This window comes from Sorangium sp. So ce145, from assembly GCF_051525985.1.
Classification (GTDB): Bacteria; Myxococcota_A; Polyangia; order Polyangiales; family Polyangiaceae; genus Sorangium; species Sorangium cellulosum_B.
In genome coordinates this window covers 3,076,766-3,090,833 of sequence record NZ_CP150315.1, presented here as the reverse complement: position 1 = coordinate 3,090,833, position 14,068 = coordinate 3,076,766, and the positions used below count along the sequence as shown (strand labels likewise).

11 protein-coding genes and 1 pseudogene are annotated in these 14,068 nt (G+C 68.0%); 6 read left to right on the top strand and 6 right to left on the bottom strand.

The genetic code is table 11. The features are described 5' to 3' along the window. Positions 1 to 78 precede the first annotated feature (78 nt). On the bottom strand, positions 79 to 1,146 hold the full coding sequence (locus WMF34_RS11890; protein WP_012234920.1) for an ABC transporter substrate-binding protein: 1,068 nt from the start codon (positions 1,144 to 1,146) through the stop codon (positions 79 to 81). 130 nt (positions 1,147 to 1,276) lie between these two features. Then, on the bottom strand, positions 1,277 to 2,518 hold the full coding sequence (locus WMF34_RS11885) for a methyltransferase (protein ID WP_437993362.1): 1,242 nt from the start codon (positions 2,516 to 2,518) through the stop codon (positions 1,277 to 1,279). Positions 2,519 to 2,604: 86 nt separating this feature from the next. Between WMF34_RS11885 and WMF34_RS11880 the strand changes: the two are divergent. Beyond that, positions 2,605 to 2,721 (top strand): annotated as a pseudogene (locus WMF34_RS11880) (aldo/keto reductase); the annotation flags it as partial. Positions 2,722 to 3,090: 369 nt separating this feature from the next. Here WMF34_RS11880 and WMF34_RS11875 read toward each other — a convergent pair. Together WMF34_RS11875 and WMF34_RS11870 are read right to left on the bottom strand one after the other, a co-directional pair. Next, on the bottom strand, positions 3,091 to 3,573 hold the full coding sequence (locus WMF34_RS11875; RefSeq protein WP_437993361.1) for a hypothetical protein: 483 nt from the start codon (positions 3,571 to 3,573) through the stop codon (positions 3,091 to 3,093). A gap of 23 nt (positions 3,574 to 3,596) precedes the next feature. Then, on the bottom strand, positions 3,597 to 4,940 hold the full coding sequence (locus WMF34_RS11870; RefSeq protein WP_437993360.1) for a hypothetical protein: 1,344 nt from the start codon (positions 4,938 to 4,940) through the stop codon (positions 3,597 to 3,599). Positions 4,941 to 5,363: 423 nt separating this feature from the next. Between WMF34_RS11870 and WMF34_RS11865 the strand changes: the two genes are divergently transcribed. From WMF34_RS11865 to WMF34_RS11850, 4 genes are all read left to right on the top strand, one after another. Further along, positions 5,364 to 5,570, top strand: coding sequence for a hypothetical protein (locus WMF34_RS11865; RefSeq protein ID WP_437993359.1), 207 nt, complete (start codon positions 5,364 to 5,366; stop codon positions 5,568 to 5,570). Between the two features lie 432 nt (positions 5,571 to 6,002). Continuing rightward, the gene (locus WMF34_RS11860) at positions 6,003 to 6,404 is read left to right on the top strand and encodes a hypothetical protein (protein ID WP_231864794.1); all 402 of its coding nucleotides are present in this window, start codon (positions 6,003 to 6,005) and stop codon (positions 6,402 to 6,404) included. A gap of 1,137 nt (positions 6,405 to 7,541) precedes the next feature. Continuing rightward, positions 7,542 to 9,203, top strand: a complete 1,662-nt coding sequence (locus WMF34_RS11855; protein WP_437993358.1) for a DUF1592 domain-containing protein — start codon at positions 7,542 to 7,544, stop codon at positions 9,201 to 9,203. 9 nt (positions 9,204 to 9,212) lie between these two features. After that, positions 9,213 to 10,517 (top strand): DUF1552 domain-containing protein, encoded by a 1,305-nt coding sequence (locus tag WMF34_RS11850; RefSeq protein ID WP_437993357.1) that lies wholly within the window; start codon positions 9,213 to 9,215, stop codon positions 10,515 to 10,517. Between the two features lie 284 nt (positions 10,518 to 10,801). On the opposite strand, the gene WMF34_RS11845 is transcribed toward WMF34_RS11850, so the two are convergent. Then, positions 10,802 to 11,755: an MBL fold metallo-hydrolase gene (locus WMF34_RS11845; protein WP_012234899.1), complete on the bottom strand. Its 954-nt coding sequence runs from the start codon at positions 11,753 to 11,755 to the stop codon at positions 10,802 to 10,804. 224 nt (positions 11,756 to 11,979) lie between these two features. Here WMF34_RS11845 and WMF34_RS11840 point away from each other — a divergent pair, with 224 nt between their 5' ends. After that, a complete protein-coding gene (locus WMF34_RS11840; RefSeq protein ID WP_437993356.1) occupies positions 11,980 to 13,071 on the top strand; it encodes a DUF4419 domain-containing protein in 1,092 nt (363 codons plus the stop codon). A gap of 38 nt (positions 13,072 to 13,109) precedes the next feature. Here WMF34_RS11840 and WMF34_RS11835 read toward each other — a convergent pair whose 3' ends face one another. Further along, positions 13,110 to 13,763, bottom strand: a complete 654-nt coding sequence (locus WMF34_RS11835; protein WP_012234897.1) for an MEDS domain-containing protein — start codon at positions 13,761 to 13,763, stop codon at positions 13,110 to 13,112. Positions 13,764 to 14,068 lie beyond the last annotated feature (305 nt).

The window sequence follows — 14,068 nt, the reverse complement described above, 5'->3', positions numbered from 1 at the left end:
CTTGCAGCGTGGTGGGAGCCAGCGAGTCGCCGGCGCCGGCGGGGCGGGCCGCGCCACACGGCCCGCGCCCCCAGGCCGTCAGCCCTTCGGCTTGCCGTTCGCGTCCCACTCGGCCCAGAAGCGCTCGAGTCCGGTGTCCTTCAGCGCCCGGTTGAGGAAGCGCCGATCGGTCCAGGGCTCGACCTCGAACGTGCTCCTGATCAGGCCGTACTTCTTCGAGTCGGCGACCGCCGACTTGTACCGGGCGATGGCGTACTCGTCGAGCAGCGGGCTGGCGTTCTGCTTCATGTCCTCGCCCTGCTGCGCTTCCTTGTAGTTCGCGAAGGGCGTGCCGGACTTCGACCAGAGCTGGAAGGCTTGCGTGCGGTTCTTCTCGTCCGCGAGCCACGACGCGGACTTCACCGCGAGCGTGATGATCTTCTGCACGACGTCGGGGTATTCGTTGATGAAGTCCTCCCGCGCGATGATGCCTGAATTGCTCGGGTAGGTCGGGGAATCCCCCTTCGTCGTGTAGACGACCTTCGCGATCCCCTGGTCGCGCAGCGAGAGGTAATCGGTGCCGCCGAACACCGCGTCGATGTCCTTCGTGGCGATCGCCGCCTTCGCGGTGGAGGCATCCATGCTGATGGACCGGATGTCCTTCTCGCTCAGCCCGTGGCCCTCGAGGATCCGGTTCGCGGACAGCTGCGAGGCCGTGCCCTTCTGGAAGGCCACCTTCTTGCCGCGCAGATCCTTGACGCCGGTGATCGGCGAGTCGGCGGGCACCACGAGGTAGGCGTGTCCGCGCCGGCTTGCGCTGGCCAGGAGCCGCGTCTTGAGGCCGCTCGCCCGGCCGACCACGGAAGGCAGGTGACCGTGAGTCCAGATGTCGAGCAGGTTGTTCGCGACCGCCTCGTTCACGGCAGGGCCGGCGCCGCGAAAGAAGTTCCACTTCACCTCGATGCCGTCCTTCTTGAACTCCTCGGCCAGGGTCCCCTGGAGGTGCAAGAGGGAGAAGAAGCTTCCTCCGGTGACGGGGCGATTGCCCACGCCGACACCGGGCACACCGACGCGGATCACGCTGGGCGCTGCGGCCCGGGCCCTGCCTCCGATGAGCGCTGCCGACACCGCCGCTGCGGCGCCTCCCAAGAACTGACGTCTTTGCATGGCGCCGTGATGTGCACCGTGCGTGCCATTCCATGGAACGCTTGGAATCAAGGGTCTGCCGCGCGGCGCTGTTGCCAGGGAAGCACCCGATCCGCAGGGCTGCTGGCGAGCGGCCCACCGCGGGGCCGCGTCAGCCGCCGAGGCCTCCCGGCCGGGCGCTCGCGAAGATCGCGACGTTCCTCGGCGTCACCTCGGGCTCGAACACGATGGCCGCCTCGACCTCGTGCCCTCGCTCGCCGAGGGCACTCGCGCGATCCAGCGCGACCGCGACCTCCGTGAGCCGGGCCAGGAGCGCGCGCGGCAGCGTGAGCCGGCGCATCTGGCCGAACGCCGCGCGCGCCGCGACCTCGCGCTCGCGGAGCTCGGCCTCGGTCGCCGGGCCGAGGCCCCGCAGCGCGAGCGCCCTCGCCGCGAGCTCGCGCAGCCCGCCGTGCGCGCGCCGCCGGTTGATCCCGCGCATCTCCTCGCCCAGGGCGACGTCGAGCCCGCGGCCGCGGAGCAGCGACAGCAGCGCGTGCCGCCGCTCGCGGGCCAGAAGCTCCTCGTCCAGGCTGGCCTCGACCCCCGCCGGGCGCGCCGTCAGGTTGGTGAGCCCCAGCGCCTCGCGCTTCAGGACGAGCCCCGCCGCCCTGGCCGCGGCCGAGAGCGGGGCGCGGGCCGGCGCGCCGATCTTCTGCAGGCAGCACGAGACGAGCGCGAGGTCGCAGGGCGCCTCGGCGGCGGCCGTCACCGTGCGGTCCCCGAGCTCGCCGCAGGCGTGGAGGCCGACCGCCAGGTCGTCCGGAGCGAACGCCAGCGCCTGCTCGAAGGCGTCGAACGCCACGAAGCGCGCCCGGCCCCCGGCGGCCAGCGCGGAGGCCGTGGCCACGCGGTCGGGCTCGCGCTCCAGGCCGACCGCATCGCGGTCGAAGCGCGCGGCGGCCAGGCGGGTGAAGTGGCCGTGCCCCGCCCCCACGTCGACGAGGCGGCGGGCGCGGGCCGCCATGGGCGCCACCGCGCCGAGCAGGGCCTCCAGCTGGAGCCGCTTGCGCGCCGGCACCGCCCGCAGCTCGTCCAGCGACGCCGGCGGGAGCGGCTCGACCGGCCGCCGCGGCAGCCTGGCCGCCTCGTCCGCGGCCCGCGCCAGGGCCACGAGGCTCGGGGGCGCGCCCTCGAGGCCGTCGATGCACGCGGCGAGCCCCTCGGCCTCGCAGCGGGCGAGATCGGCGTCGGAGAGCGCCAGCAGGAAGCCCGTCCAGCCCCGCGCCTCGCACCAGGCCGGCGGCGCGCCCTCGTCGACGCGGGCCTCGACGATGTCGAGCGCCGGCACGAGCACCTCGAGGGCGCGCGCGAGGCGCTGGGCGACGGAGGGAGGCGTGGTCGACGGGGGCATGCGCGGACCGGAGGCGGGGCGAGGACTACCGGATCCGCGCCGCGCCAGGAAGGCGCCTCGGGATCGATCCTCCGGCGGGGGTCAAGACAAGAAGCTCCCACCTGGACGACGCCGTGGCCGCGCTGTCGGTCAAGCTGAGCGCCGAGGAGGTCGCCTCCCTCGAGGAGCCCTATGTCCCCCACCGGATCGTCGGGTACCAGTGACGGACGCCGATCGGGAGACCGACCTGCTCATGGTGCTCCGCGGCGCGCAGCACGAGTGCGTGGTCGAGGAGCGCTGACCACGGCGGATTGAGCCGGAGCTCGCTCGACGTTCGCTGTACCACGGTCCCGGAGCCGGTCTTGGCCATTCGGAGCGCGCTGCGGCGCACGGCATGCGCGGTAGAACCGATCCGTGTTTGCCGTTCCAGCGACCTCACGTGCACGACAGCCCTACTTCCCTCCTCGCAACCGGACGGCCCCCGGCGAACTTCACACGTTCGATCGTTCGCGCGAGGGCTCGCTCTACCGCCTCCTTCGGGCTGAGACCGCACCGCCCGCGCCGCCGTGGCGGCCAGACGCTCGTTCACTTCCTCAGGGCGGGAGCGCGGCGATGAAGTCGCGGATGCACGCGATCTCGGTATCGCTGAGCGCCGCGCCGCCGAACGGCATCCGTTCGTTGCACGGCGGGTTCGGCGTGACCTTCGTGTAGATCGTGCTGGCGTCCGGGTCGCCCGGGACGAGCACCGTGCTGCCGTCGCCGCACACGGACGCCTGGCCCCGGAGCGTGTTCTCCCACCCGGCGGCCAGCGAGAGGCCCGCCAGCTTGGAGTTCGCGTCATGGCAGCCGGCGGTGGCGCACTTCATCGCGACCAGGGCCGGCGCTTCGGCGCATCCGCTCGACCCCCCGCCCGTCGTGGCGCCGCCGCTGCCGGTCACCGCAGCGGTGCCGCCGCTGCCCTGGTCGTCCAGGGGGAACTCGTCCTCGTCCAGGGTCCCAGCGCAGTTCAGGAGGAGCGTGCCGCCGGTCAGCAGGGCGGCCGCGGTGAGCGCGGCGCGCCCGTAAAGGGAAGTCATGAACGTCACGTGCTACCTCTCTCTCAATAGACGTAGGCTCCGGCGAGCCGCAGTCCCAGGTATTGGTCGATGGCCCCGCCTGCGATGTACGCGTCGCCCTGCTCGGGCTGGAACGACGAGAAGAACCTGGCGTACTCGACGAGCAGGCGCGCCTCGATGCCGGTCGCGACTGGGACCATCACCCCGGCCAGCGCGCCGATGCCCTGCACGCTCGCCCCGGTGAACCGCTCGTAGACCGGGCCTGACGAGAGCGGCAGGATGTACTCGGCGCCCAGCGCCAGCGCGATCGGGCCGACCGGGAAGCGCCCGTCGAGGCCCGCCCGGAACAGGGTGTACGAGACGTTCGGCACCGTCCTGGCGAGGTCCGCCGGCGCGTCGATCTCGAAGGTCAGGAACCGGAGCCCGGCGGAGATCCCGAGCACGGACGCCTCGCCGAGCGACAGCCGCTCCCGGAGCCCCAGGTTGATGCGCTCGTAGGTGGTGCTGATCGGGTCGCCGCTGCCCACCGCCGAGTTGAGGCCGAGCGCCCGCGCATACCCCGCGGTGACCCCGAGGCCCTTGAGCACCGCGATGTCCGTCGACGCGAGCGGGTACAGCTCGCCCGAGATCGACAGCGCGGGCTGTCCGAAGACGCTGTAGGGCGGGAGGTTCTGCGTGCGCGGATCGGAGTAGTCGAACCAGCGGCCGACGAACTCGACGCCGAGCTCGATCGAGAAGAGCGCCGAGCCGGCCTCGTGCGGCTCGCGCTCGCCGCCCTTCCCGCCCTCGTCGGCGTCCCTCTCCTCGTCCCCCCCGTCGCCATCCTCGCCTTCGCCTTCCCGGTCGCCCTTCGCCTCGTCCTCCTCGGCGGGCGGCGGCGCGGGCGGCGGCGCGATCTGCGCCAGCGTCGGGCCGAGCAGCTCTTCCAGCGCCCTCTTGCGGTCGTCCCGCGAGCCGCTCAGCGGCACCGCGCTGTCCACGGCGAGGTCGCCGGCATTCTCGTCGACGTAGACGAGGTGGACCTCTTTCTTCTTCTTGTTGGTCCGCGAGACGCCGTAGATCACCCCTTCTGCCTTCGCAGCCTTGCCTGCCTTGCGGATGCGGTCGATGGCCTTCTTCCGCTGAGCCTTCGACACGAGCGCATCCCCGACGGGCTTGGTCTGGCCGGCGCCTTTCAGCGACTTCGAGAACGCGTCAGGGTCCACGACCCCCAGCGTCTCCGGCATGATGGCGAGGATGTCCTCGCGGATGTCATCCGCGTTGGGGCCTTCGATGCGCACCGCGATCGACTTCGACGCCTTGGGGGCGGCGAGCGCGGCGGGCGCGAGCGCGAACGTCGCGGCGGTCACGGCGGAGAGCCCGAGCAGGATCCGCCCGCAGAGGCTCATGGAAAGGAACAGCGTTGTAGTTCTAATGGGTTTGCGCACGGGCCTCTCGCTAGCGGCAGAGACGTCAACCGGGGCTTGCCCGCGCGTCAGCCTACAGGGGACCTGGACGAGCTTCCGCAGGCTGTGGAGTGAAGGCGGCCCCTTCGATGCATGGATAAGTTGCTGGCGTAGCGTCGCTTTTCCAGGGGGGTCGTATAGAAAATTTGTCTGTCAATCCAGAGCAGGTCCCGCAGTGTGACGGAACCTGGAGCACCTGATCCCGGACGGGCCGATGTGATGACACCGTGCACCCGAGGAGGGGCTGACCAGAGCCCGCCGCAACATAGGTCACGCCGCACCCAAAGTTGCCGTCCGGCCGCCTTGCCGGATCTCGGAGAATTCCGGTGGACAATAGATCTCACGACAGCCGAACCGAGGCTTGCCGTGGTCTCCAGTGCATTGAAATTGACAAAACGCCAAGCACCATCGATCGGCGCTCGCTTCCGTGATGACCGACCGAACGGGATCGGTGCCAAGACCGATCAGATGACGAAGGTCTCGGCGCGCATGACAACCCACCCGAAGCGAAGCAAAAGGATACCTGTCGAGGGGAATGTGAACGATCACATGGCCGGTGTCAACGCCAATTGATGGGCCGGCGGGGAGTTCCCCGAGCCCGAGGGAGGGCAAGGCTGGCGGGGTTCTTCCAGCGCGCCGCGTCAACATGGGCGGACGCCGGACCGCGTTGATCGCCGGCCCGCCCGACGCGCTCGAAGCCGAGCAGCGCATCGCCGGTTGGCGCTCGACGCCGCGAGCCCGCCGGTGCCTGGTCGCCGCCTCTTGTGCGCGGTGAATCGAACGCGCGCTCCAGCGCGAGCTCGCCCGCTGCTCCTGCGCTCGCCGGACCTCTCCGCGCTCGGGCGCCGCGGCCGGCCGCCGCTGCGCGCCCATCGGGATCGAGGATAGCCGCGCGTCGGCCGATAGTGGTTGACACCGGCCATGTGAACGTTCACAATACGATTCTCCGAGCTGCGATGACTTGGCTGAGGTTGCTTCTTGCATGACAGGAGACGTCGGATGTCGATGAGCATGAAGCTGATGAGTGCGGTGTTGATGAGCGTCGGCATTGGTTTTGCGGGCGCAGCATGGGCCGCGAACGGGACCGCGGACGTCCCCGGTTCTGTTGCCGAGGGGAAGGATTTTGGCTGCGGTGCAAAAGGACAGAAGGCTTGTCCGATGCAGGGCTGGATGAAGACGGTGATGCAGTCGGCGACGACGAGCGGCGACGGCGCGAAGATCGCGTCGGCGCTGGAATACGTGGCGTCGAAGCCGCCGCCCGGGATGCCCAAGTGGGTCGCGATCTCGAAGGATGGCGCGGAAAAGGCCAAGAAGGGCGATATCGACGGCGCCAAGGCGAGCTGCAAGGCCTGCCACGATCTGTACAAGGCGGAGTACAAGGCGAAGCTCCGCGACGCCGCCTTCTGAGGCGCCTCTCTCTACTATCCCCCTCTCCGCTCCTCGCGCCGGGCGCGCGCTCTCCTGGCAGCCCCGGCCGTACCCGCCGGGCCGAGGCGAGCACTGGCCCGGAGAGCTCCGTGCGAGCGGGTCCGCCAAACGGAGATCTGGAACCTGCGTGGCAGGTGCGTGCGCGCCGTGATCAGAGGTGCCCGGCAGGCGAGGTCTCGTGGTCATCGTGAGCTCCTGTGCCGTGGTGCACCAATTTCTGTTCATGGTCAGGCCGATGACCATGGCAGCCGCGCGCCGCTCCATTTCTGGTTGACACCGGCAATGTGAACGCTCACAATATCTTCTCGGGGTGTCCTTTGCTTTGCCCTGGACAGGCCGTCGTGCGCGCCGGCCCTTCGTCCCCGGGATCGGGATCGATCTCGGCACCGGGTACGTTCGTTCGGTCGTCGAGCACGCGTGCAGCGGCGCGTTCGCGGGGGCATCGCTCGCGCCATGCCGCGCTCTGAGCGCGAGGCCTCACCTGCGATCCGCACACGCACCGGTTCACTCAGCTTTCAGCCGTACATAACCAACATCGTCGAGGCTGCCGTGCCTTCATATGCAGCGACAAATCGTCGCTCTCGCTGGATTGAGCCTGGCTCATCTGGTGAACCAACCGGCCGAGTCTGCCGCATCCACCCCCGGCGCAGAAATACTGCAATGGGCGCTCTTCACGGCCTCTCGAGAAACCTCGAGCGAATCGTGATTGTTCTCGGACGCTCGGGTCCACCTTAGGGTAAAACGCGACACACGGCGGTCGCATCGCGTCCTTCCTTCAACATGGTCTTCCAGCCGCGATACTTCCGGTCGGCTGGGACACCGAACACCGGTATGCGACGGTTCAAGCTCCGCGCGACGCCCGCCACGGCGACAGCGGCGTCATCGCGCAGACGCTGCTCTGGCTGTGGCGCGGCGACTCGCGCTGAACCCCGGGAGCGACATCGATTTTGATCACGAACGCCGCCATTGTAACCATCAACGGAGACGCAACGACAAGGAGCTCGATGTTCGGATCGCGTTTGGATTTCCTGGCCTCACCCAGCTTCCTCTAACATTTCATCCTAGCAAGAGCGTTCCATGCCAATCGCAAAACGAATCGGTGTACTACGTTCACTCATGAGCCGCTCGTTTGGCCTTGCGGCGCCGCTCGCGATCGTCGTGGCCAGCGGGTGCACGGGCGTCTTGGGAGTCGAGGGCGAGACGGCGCCGGCGACCGAGACGCCGCCGGCGGCCGAGTGTGGCGCCACCCCTGCGCTGGCCAAACCGCGCATCTGGCGGTTGACCAACACCCAGCTTGCCAACACCTTGCGCGACGAGTTCGACATCCAGCCGGCAGCGCTCGCGAACTTGCCGGACGAGGCCAGGCTCGACGGCTTCGCCAACCAGGCCTCAGACCTGCGAATCGCGCCGCTCCTCGCCGACGTATATTTCGCCGTCGGTGAAGAGCTCGGGGCGCACGCGCTGCAGAACCCCGACAAGTTTGGGATCGCCTGCGACGTCGACAGCTTGGCTCCTGGCCCTTGCCTGGACGGTTTCGTCACCAAAACGGGGCAAAAGCTCTGGCGCCGCCCGCTCTCGACGACTGAAGTCACCTCCTTGAGCGCGCTCTTCGCCAAGACCGCCGCGCAGGGCGAAGGTGCTGCCGGAGGCGTCAAGAGCGTCGTGCAGGCGCTGTTCATGTCGCCGAACAGCCTGCACCGCACGGAGCTCGGCACGGTGAAGGATACCGGAGCGGTGACGGCGCTGACGGACCACGAGATCGCTTCGGCGCTCTCGTACCTGCTCTGGGATAGCGCGCCGGATGCTGAGCTCACCGCGCTCGCAGATCAAGGGGAGCTGCGCGACCGTACAGTGCTCTTGGCCCAGGCCAAGCGCCTCTTCGATGCGCGCGACAAGGCGGCGCCGGCCATGAACCACTTCTTCGAGCAGTGGCTGGAGCTCGAGAATCTCTCGAATTCGGTGAAAGAGGCCAGCGTCTTTCCGATGGTGACGCCCGAGCTGACCGCCGATTTGAAAGAAGAGTTGCGCCTGTTCACGAACAGCGTACTCTTCGACGAGGGAGCGGATCGTCGCTTCGACTCGCTGTTCACGGGCACGTACGCGTTCGTGAACGAGCGCACCGCTCCGCTCTACGGTTTGAGCGGGGTGACCGGCGACGCCATGGTGCGTCGCGAGCTCAATCCGACGGAACGCCGAGGCATCTTCACCTCGCTACCGTTTCTCTGGGGCCACGCGCACAGCCAAGATACGGGCCTCGTCGGGCGCGGCTCCTACGTCCGCGCAGAGGTCCTATGCCACCGCGTGCCGCTGCCGCCCGGCGGTATCCCGAATCCCGGCCGTTTTGCCGAGCCGGACGCCACGGGTCGGCAAAGACTCGGCATTCATGCGAGTCCGGGCTGCGCCGTCTGTCACGATCTGTTCGATGGAATCGGGTTTGCGCTCGAGAACTACGATGCTATCGGTCGCTACAGAACGACGGAGCACGAGCAGCCGATCGATGCAAGCGGCAGCCTGCCGCTGCCGAGCGAGGAGAATGCGCTTCCCGGAATCGTGTTTTCCAACTTCGTGGAGCTTGTGGACGAGCTGGCGCAAAAGCCGGATGTCTACGGCTGCTTCGCCCAGCAGTTCGCCGCCTACGCTTCAGGATACGACTTGCCGGAGCTCGACGCCTGTGAGAAGGAGCGCCTCGTGGACGAATTTGCGCGCTCACAGCACGCGATTGATCAATTGGTGCTGGGCGTGATCGCGTCACCCAGCTTCATCGACCGGAGGAACTAGGAGTTCGCCATGCGCAACGTGAAATTTTCCCGGCGTACGATGCTTCGTGGCCTCGGCTACGGAACGCTCTTCTGTTCTGGGCTGGCCGACAACCTCTACGCACAAACCGTTCCGCGAATCACGCGCGTCGCCATGTTCGGCTACGCAAATGGCTCTCAGTATCAATCGGAGCCGACCGGCGGCGAAAGAAATTTCGTGCTCAAGCCGCACATGGCGCCGCTCGAAGCGGTGCGCGACGACATCCTGGTGTTCAAGAACCTGACGCTCAAACGCGACGGCGGTAACGCGCACCGCTCGGCGTCGTTTTCGGTGTTCGGCCTCGGCGCGCGGACCAGCATCGACCAGGAGTTCGCCAGGTTCCTCAAGGACACGACCCCCCTGGCATCGCTGGAGATCGCGGTCGGTCAGACGTCCGGCGACGGCGGCGTCATCCCCGGACTGTCTCAGGTCGATGGCAGGTTCATCCCCAGCGTGAAAAACCCGCTGGCTGCGTATCAGCGCATCGCCGACCGCATCAGCGGGGGCGGCATGTCCATGAACACGCCGAACGCCGCCGAGCAGGCACTGCTCCGCCGTCAGAGCGTGCTCGACTTCATCAAGGACGATGTCCGGTCCTTCCGCGGGCGGCTCGGGCCGGAGGAAGCCGCCAAGATGGACTTCTACCTCGAGTCGCTGCGCACGCTCGAACGCGATGTCGGCGGCAGCATCCCCACAGAGAGCTCGTGCAAGCAGATCGGGTCGACGCTGCTCAGCAAGGACACCATGATGAACGACATGCCGGAGCACAGCCGGCTGTATCTCGACATCATGGCGATGGCTTTCGCCTGCAACATCACTCGCGTGGCGACCATGATGTGGGGCGGCGGCGAGAACAACGAAGCCGTCAAGTTCGGTGACATCGATATCTCAGCCTGGCACTCCGTCTCACACGGCGATCCGGACGGCGCTCCTGGACAACAAATCACCCGGCTCCAGGCCTATTTTGCGGGAGAGTTCCGCTATTTCGTCGAAAAGTTGAAAGGCCTCTCCGACGGCGAGTTCTCGGTGCTCGACAACACCGCAGCGGTTCTTTGCACCCAGAACGGCAGCAGCCAGTTGGGCTCCGGCCAGAACTTCGCCGAGACCGACCACCCGCCCCAACACGCACCTTTCGTGGTTGCCGGCAGCTGTGGAGGTGCTTGGACGACCGGGCGCATGCTCGACGCCGGTGGGCGCAATCACAACGACGTTTATGTCAGCATTGCCCGGGCGATCGGCATGAACGTGACGTCTGTCGGCCGCGCTGACTGGTGTCGAGGTCCGCTCATCACGTAGCTGGCGGCCGATCGCGGCGCGACAACGGCAGTGCCGCGCCGCTCCGCGGGTTCCCGATCCCGTGACCGAGCCCCGCAGGCTGTGGAGTGAAGGGGCACGACACCTTCCGCGTGCTCGACCCGCGGACGGTGGCCAACCTCGACCTGACCGGCAGCGGCGTCGAGACCATCGAAGTGGGCGGAGCGCAAGGGGCCGGAGGGCCTCTCGCGCTATCGGCTGGAGAAGAACACGACGAGCATCGACGGCCAGCCGGGCCTGCCCCCGCCGTCAAAGGGTGAGTGATCTCAGAGCCCGCGGGTCTCGCCGACGTCGAGGATCCAGAGGCGCTCCAGGTCGCCGCGGCCCTTCAGGAAGGCCTCGCGCGCGCGGACCGGCGGCTCGCCGGTCGGCTCGTCGGTGAGCTTGTACGTGCCCCAGTGCATCGCGACGAAGGTGCGCGCGCCGAGCAGCTCGGACGCCTGCACGGCCTCTTCCGGGCCCATGTGCTGCGGCTCCATGAACCAGCGCGGGGCGTAAGCGCCGATGGGCAACATGGCCCAGTCGATGGAGCCGCCGCTGCGCGCGCCGATCTCGGCGAAGCCGTCGAAGAAGCCGGTGTCGCCCGAGTGGTACGCGGCGCCCTCGGGGCCGCGGATCACGAAGCCGCCCCAGAGCGCCTCGTTCCTGTCCCAGGGCATGCGCATCGACCAGTGCCGCGCGGGCACGAGCGTGATCTCGACCTGGCCGACGTGGACGGACTGCCACCATGCGAGCTCGTCGATCGCGCCCGCGCCCAGCTTCGCGAGCAGCGCGCCGTTGCCCTGCGGCACCACGAAGCGGGGCCGGAGCGGCGCGTTCTTTTTGCCGAGCTTGCCCGGGTGCACGGCGTGCGCCGCGAGGATGCGCGACAGCGTCGGCGTGTCGAGGTGATCGCGGTGGTTGTGCGTGATCAAGACGAGATCGATCTCGGTGAGGTCCTCGATCGGGATGCCCGCCGGGGCGAGCCGCTTCGTGGTGCCGAGGCCTGTCGCGAGGATGGGATCGATCAGGATGCGCAGGCCGCCCAGCACCAGCAGGAACGACGCGTGGCCAATCCACGTGAGCGAGGCGCGGCCGCTCTCGACGAGCGAGCGGTCGTACGTGCGGTGCGGCGTGACGAACCCGTCGGCGACGGCCTTCTCGCGGGCGCCGAGCTTCCACTTGAGGACGTCGGCCGCGCCGCGCGCGGGCGTGGTGGCGAGATGATCGAAGCGTCCCACGCCCGGCGGTATACCACGCGGAGCGAGCGGCGAAAGAGCCCCTCGTCGTGGCTGCCGGCGCGGCCCCCGAGCAGATCGGGCGTGACGCAGCGGAAGCCGTGCTTCTTTGCAGGGCGAGCTCGCGCTCAGGTTCCGATATCGCGTAGAGCGAGCGCCAAGGTTGGCGGGAGGGCGCGCACCGCCGGAGAGGTGATACGTTCCCGCGCCGAGGAGAACGGGGACCCATGGCGATCACCTTCGCAGTATCGAACGTCAGGCGAACGACGGCCCGGCTCGAGATGCCGACCGGAATCGAAGGCGCGAGCTCGACGCGGCGGCTCCACGGCCGGGCGGTCGAGGCGTGGGGCAGCAACCCATGGCCGTTCCTCCCCACCGAGGAGCACGGGCTCCTGAACACCGTCCACAGGGCGTACGCCTGCCATTATCCCCTGGTCCTCACGCCGGACGCCATCTGGCTGTGCATCGCCCAGGGTCTTGCCCTCCACGTCAAGGCAAACGCCGAGCGGCTGCGCGGCAAGTTCGTGAGACACGAGGGTCAGCAGATGCTCCGGGTCGTCCGAGACGATTTCGTCAAGGGGGCCCCTGACAACCGCTGGCCAGAGGTCTTCGGCGCGTTCTCGGATCAGATCGCCAGCCACATCGGGAAGCAGCGCGACCTCGTGGTGTGCGACTTCTCGACCACCGGCCCTTGCGAGCGCGCCGCCTCGGAGATCGTCCTCATGGACGCGCTTCAACGTTACTTCAAGTATGAGTTCGAGACGGCGTGCGGTATCCCCGAGATCACCCTCGAGGGCACCCGAGATGACTGGATGTCGATCCGCCGCCGCGCCAGGGCGCTCGAGGAGTACGAGCTATCGTGGTGGACACGAGCGCTCGATCCCGTCCTCGACCAGTTCGTCGCCGCTGCCGGCGGCCGCGTCGACACGAGCTTCTGGGAGGCGTTGTTCAAGAAGCTCGACTGGTCGGGGGGGCCTCGTGTCAGCGGGTGGATCAACGTGCTCTTTCCCTACCTCAGGGAGCGCACCGAAAAGGAGTCCTTCCAGCGGAACGCTGATGTGGACCGGTGGACGAAGACACACCGCGACAAGGACGAGGAGGACTGGGGCACAGCATGGTACTCGATCCCTTCCGGGATCTCGACCGTGCCCTTCGTGTGGCATTACCTTGGATCGACGTATGCGATGGAGCTCCTCGCCGGCTTCGTCGGCGTCGCCCAGGACGAGCAGGGGCTCGCGCTGCGCCCAGCGATCGGCTGGGCGGTGCGCGAAGCAGGGCAGGCGGCCGACGTCGTTCAGGAGAGCGCTCCGCCCCCCTGACCTCTCGGAGGGACGCGGACCAGCCGAAGGCGTGAGGGTCAGGCCTCGTTCGCGAGAGACACCGGCGCCCGCCGCAGCGCGAGCTTCTTCAGGAACGTCACCGGGTCGAGGTAGTACGGGTTCTCGTGCACGTGGCCGCCGATGATCACGTGCGAGTGCGTGGCGAGCACATCGGCGATCACCCGGCCGCTGAAGCGATTGACGTCGTAGCAGCAAAGAAGCGTGCAGTCGTGCTTGGGCGCCAGCGTGTTCACCTTCGCTTCATAGACCATCAGGTCCTCGGTGCCCGGCAGGTTCTTCAGCGCCCATTCCATGTCGCCGCAAGTGCGAACGGACTTGAACTCGCCTTCGGCTGCGCCCTTGAGCACGCCCTCGAGGGTCGAGAACATGCGGTCCGCGACGAACACGTTGTCCTGGAGGTACGTCTGCTCGGAAGGCACGACCTTGAGCTGGCCACGCTCCATCGCTTCCTGCACGGGCACGCCGCCCTTTTGCATCCGATTCACATGGTCGTCATGCACGCTCGACTCGAGGATCGTCACCACCTCGTCGCCTGTATCGATTCCTTCCTGGAAGTACGGATTGAGGACCTCGTACATTTCCTTGCGCGAATCAAAGAACGCGCAGATGTGCTGCAGGCCATGCAGCTCCTTGCCGCAGAGACTCACTTTTCGCGTACGTGTCGGCGCCATGTTGCACGCCTGGGGCTCGTACGCCTACCACCTCGTCGCGCCCACGTCGACCCATCCTGGTACAGCATCGTTCCCGAAGTTCGTCCCTGGATCGACGCCGCGTCCGCCTGGCGACGATCCGGGCTGGCCGGGTGCTCAAAAGAAGCGAGCTCGTCGGGGGATAACGCCGCAAAGCGAGTGCCTCGATGGGCGCGAGCGTCCAGAGGAAGTCGGTCAAAACGGATTTTGCGCGAGCTCGGGGCACCTACGCGGGTGGGGCCTGCACTGAGCTGATGGATTCAAAGCGCAGGCGATCATGAACAGCG

Coding starts and splice junctions, on each gene's coding strand:
- WMF34_RS11855 (WP_437993358.1), top strand. CDS start 7,542: ATGAGCCGCTCGTTTGGCCTTGCGGCGCCGCTCGCGATCGTCGTGGCC.
- WMF34_RS11870 (WP_437993360.1), bottom strand. CDS start 4,940: ATGAGCCTCTGCGGGCGGATCCTGCTCGGGCTCTCCGCCGTGACCGCC.
- WMF34_RS11890 (WP_012234920.1), bottom strand. CDS start 1,146: ATGCAAAGACGTCAGTTCTTGGGAGGCGCCGCAGCGGCGGTGTCGGCA.
- WMF34_RS11875 (WP_437993361.1), bottom strand. CDS start 3,573: ATGACTTCCCTTTACGGGCGCGCCGCGCTCACCGCGGCCGCCCTGCTG.
- WMF34_RS11835 (WP_012234897.1), bottom strand. CDS start 13,763: ATGGCGCCGACACGTACGCGAAAAGTGAGTCTCTGCGGCAAGGAGCTG.
- WMF34_RS11860 (WP_231864794.1), top strand. CDS start 6,003: ATGAGCATGAAGCTGATGAGTGCGGTGTTGATGAGCGTCGGCATTGGT.
- WMF34_RS11840 (WP_437993356.1), top strand. CDS start 11,980: ATGGCGATCACCTTCGCAGTATCGAACGTCAGGCGAACGACGGCCCGG.
- WMF34_RS11885 (WP_437993362.1), bottom strand. CDS start 2,518: ATGCCCCCGTCGACCACGCCTCCCTCCGTCGCCCAGCGCCTCGCGCGC.
- WMF34_RS11850 (WP_437993357.1), top strand. CDS start 9,213: ATGCGCAACGTGAAATTTTCCCGGCGTACGATGCTTCGTGGCCTCGGC.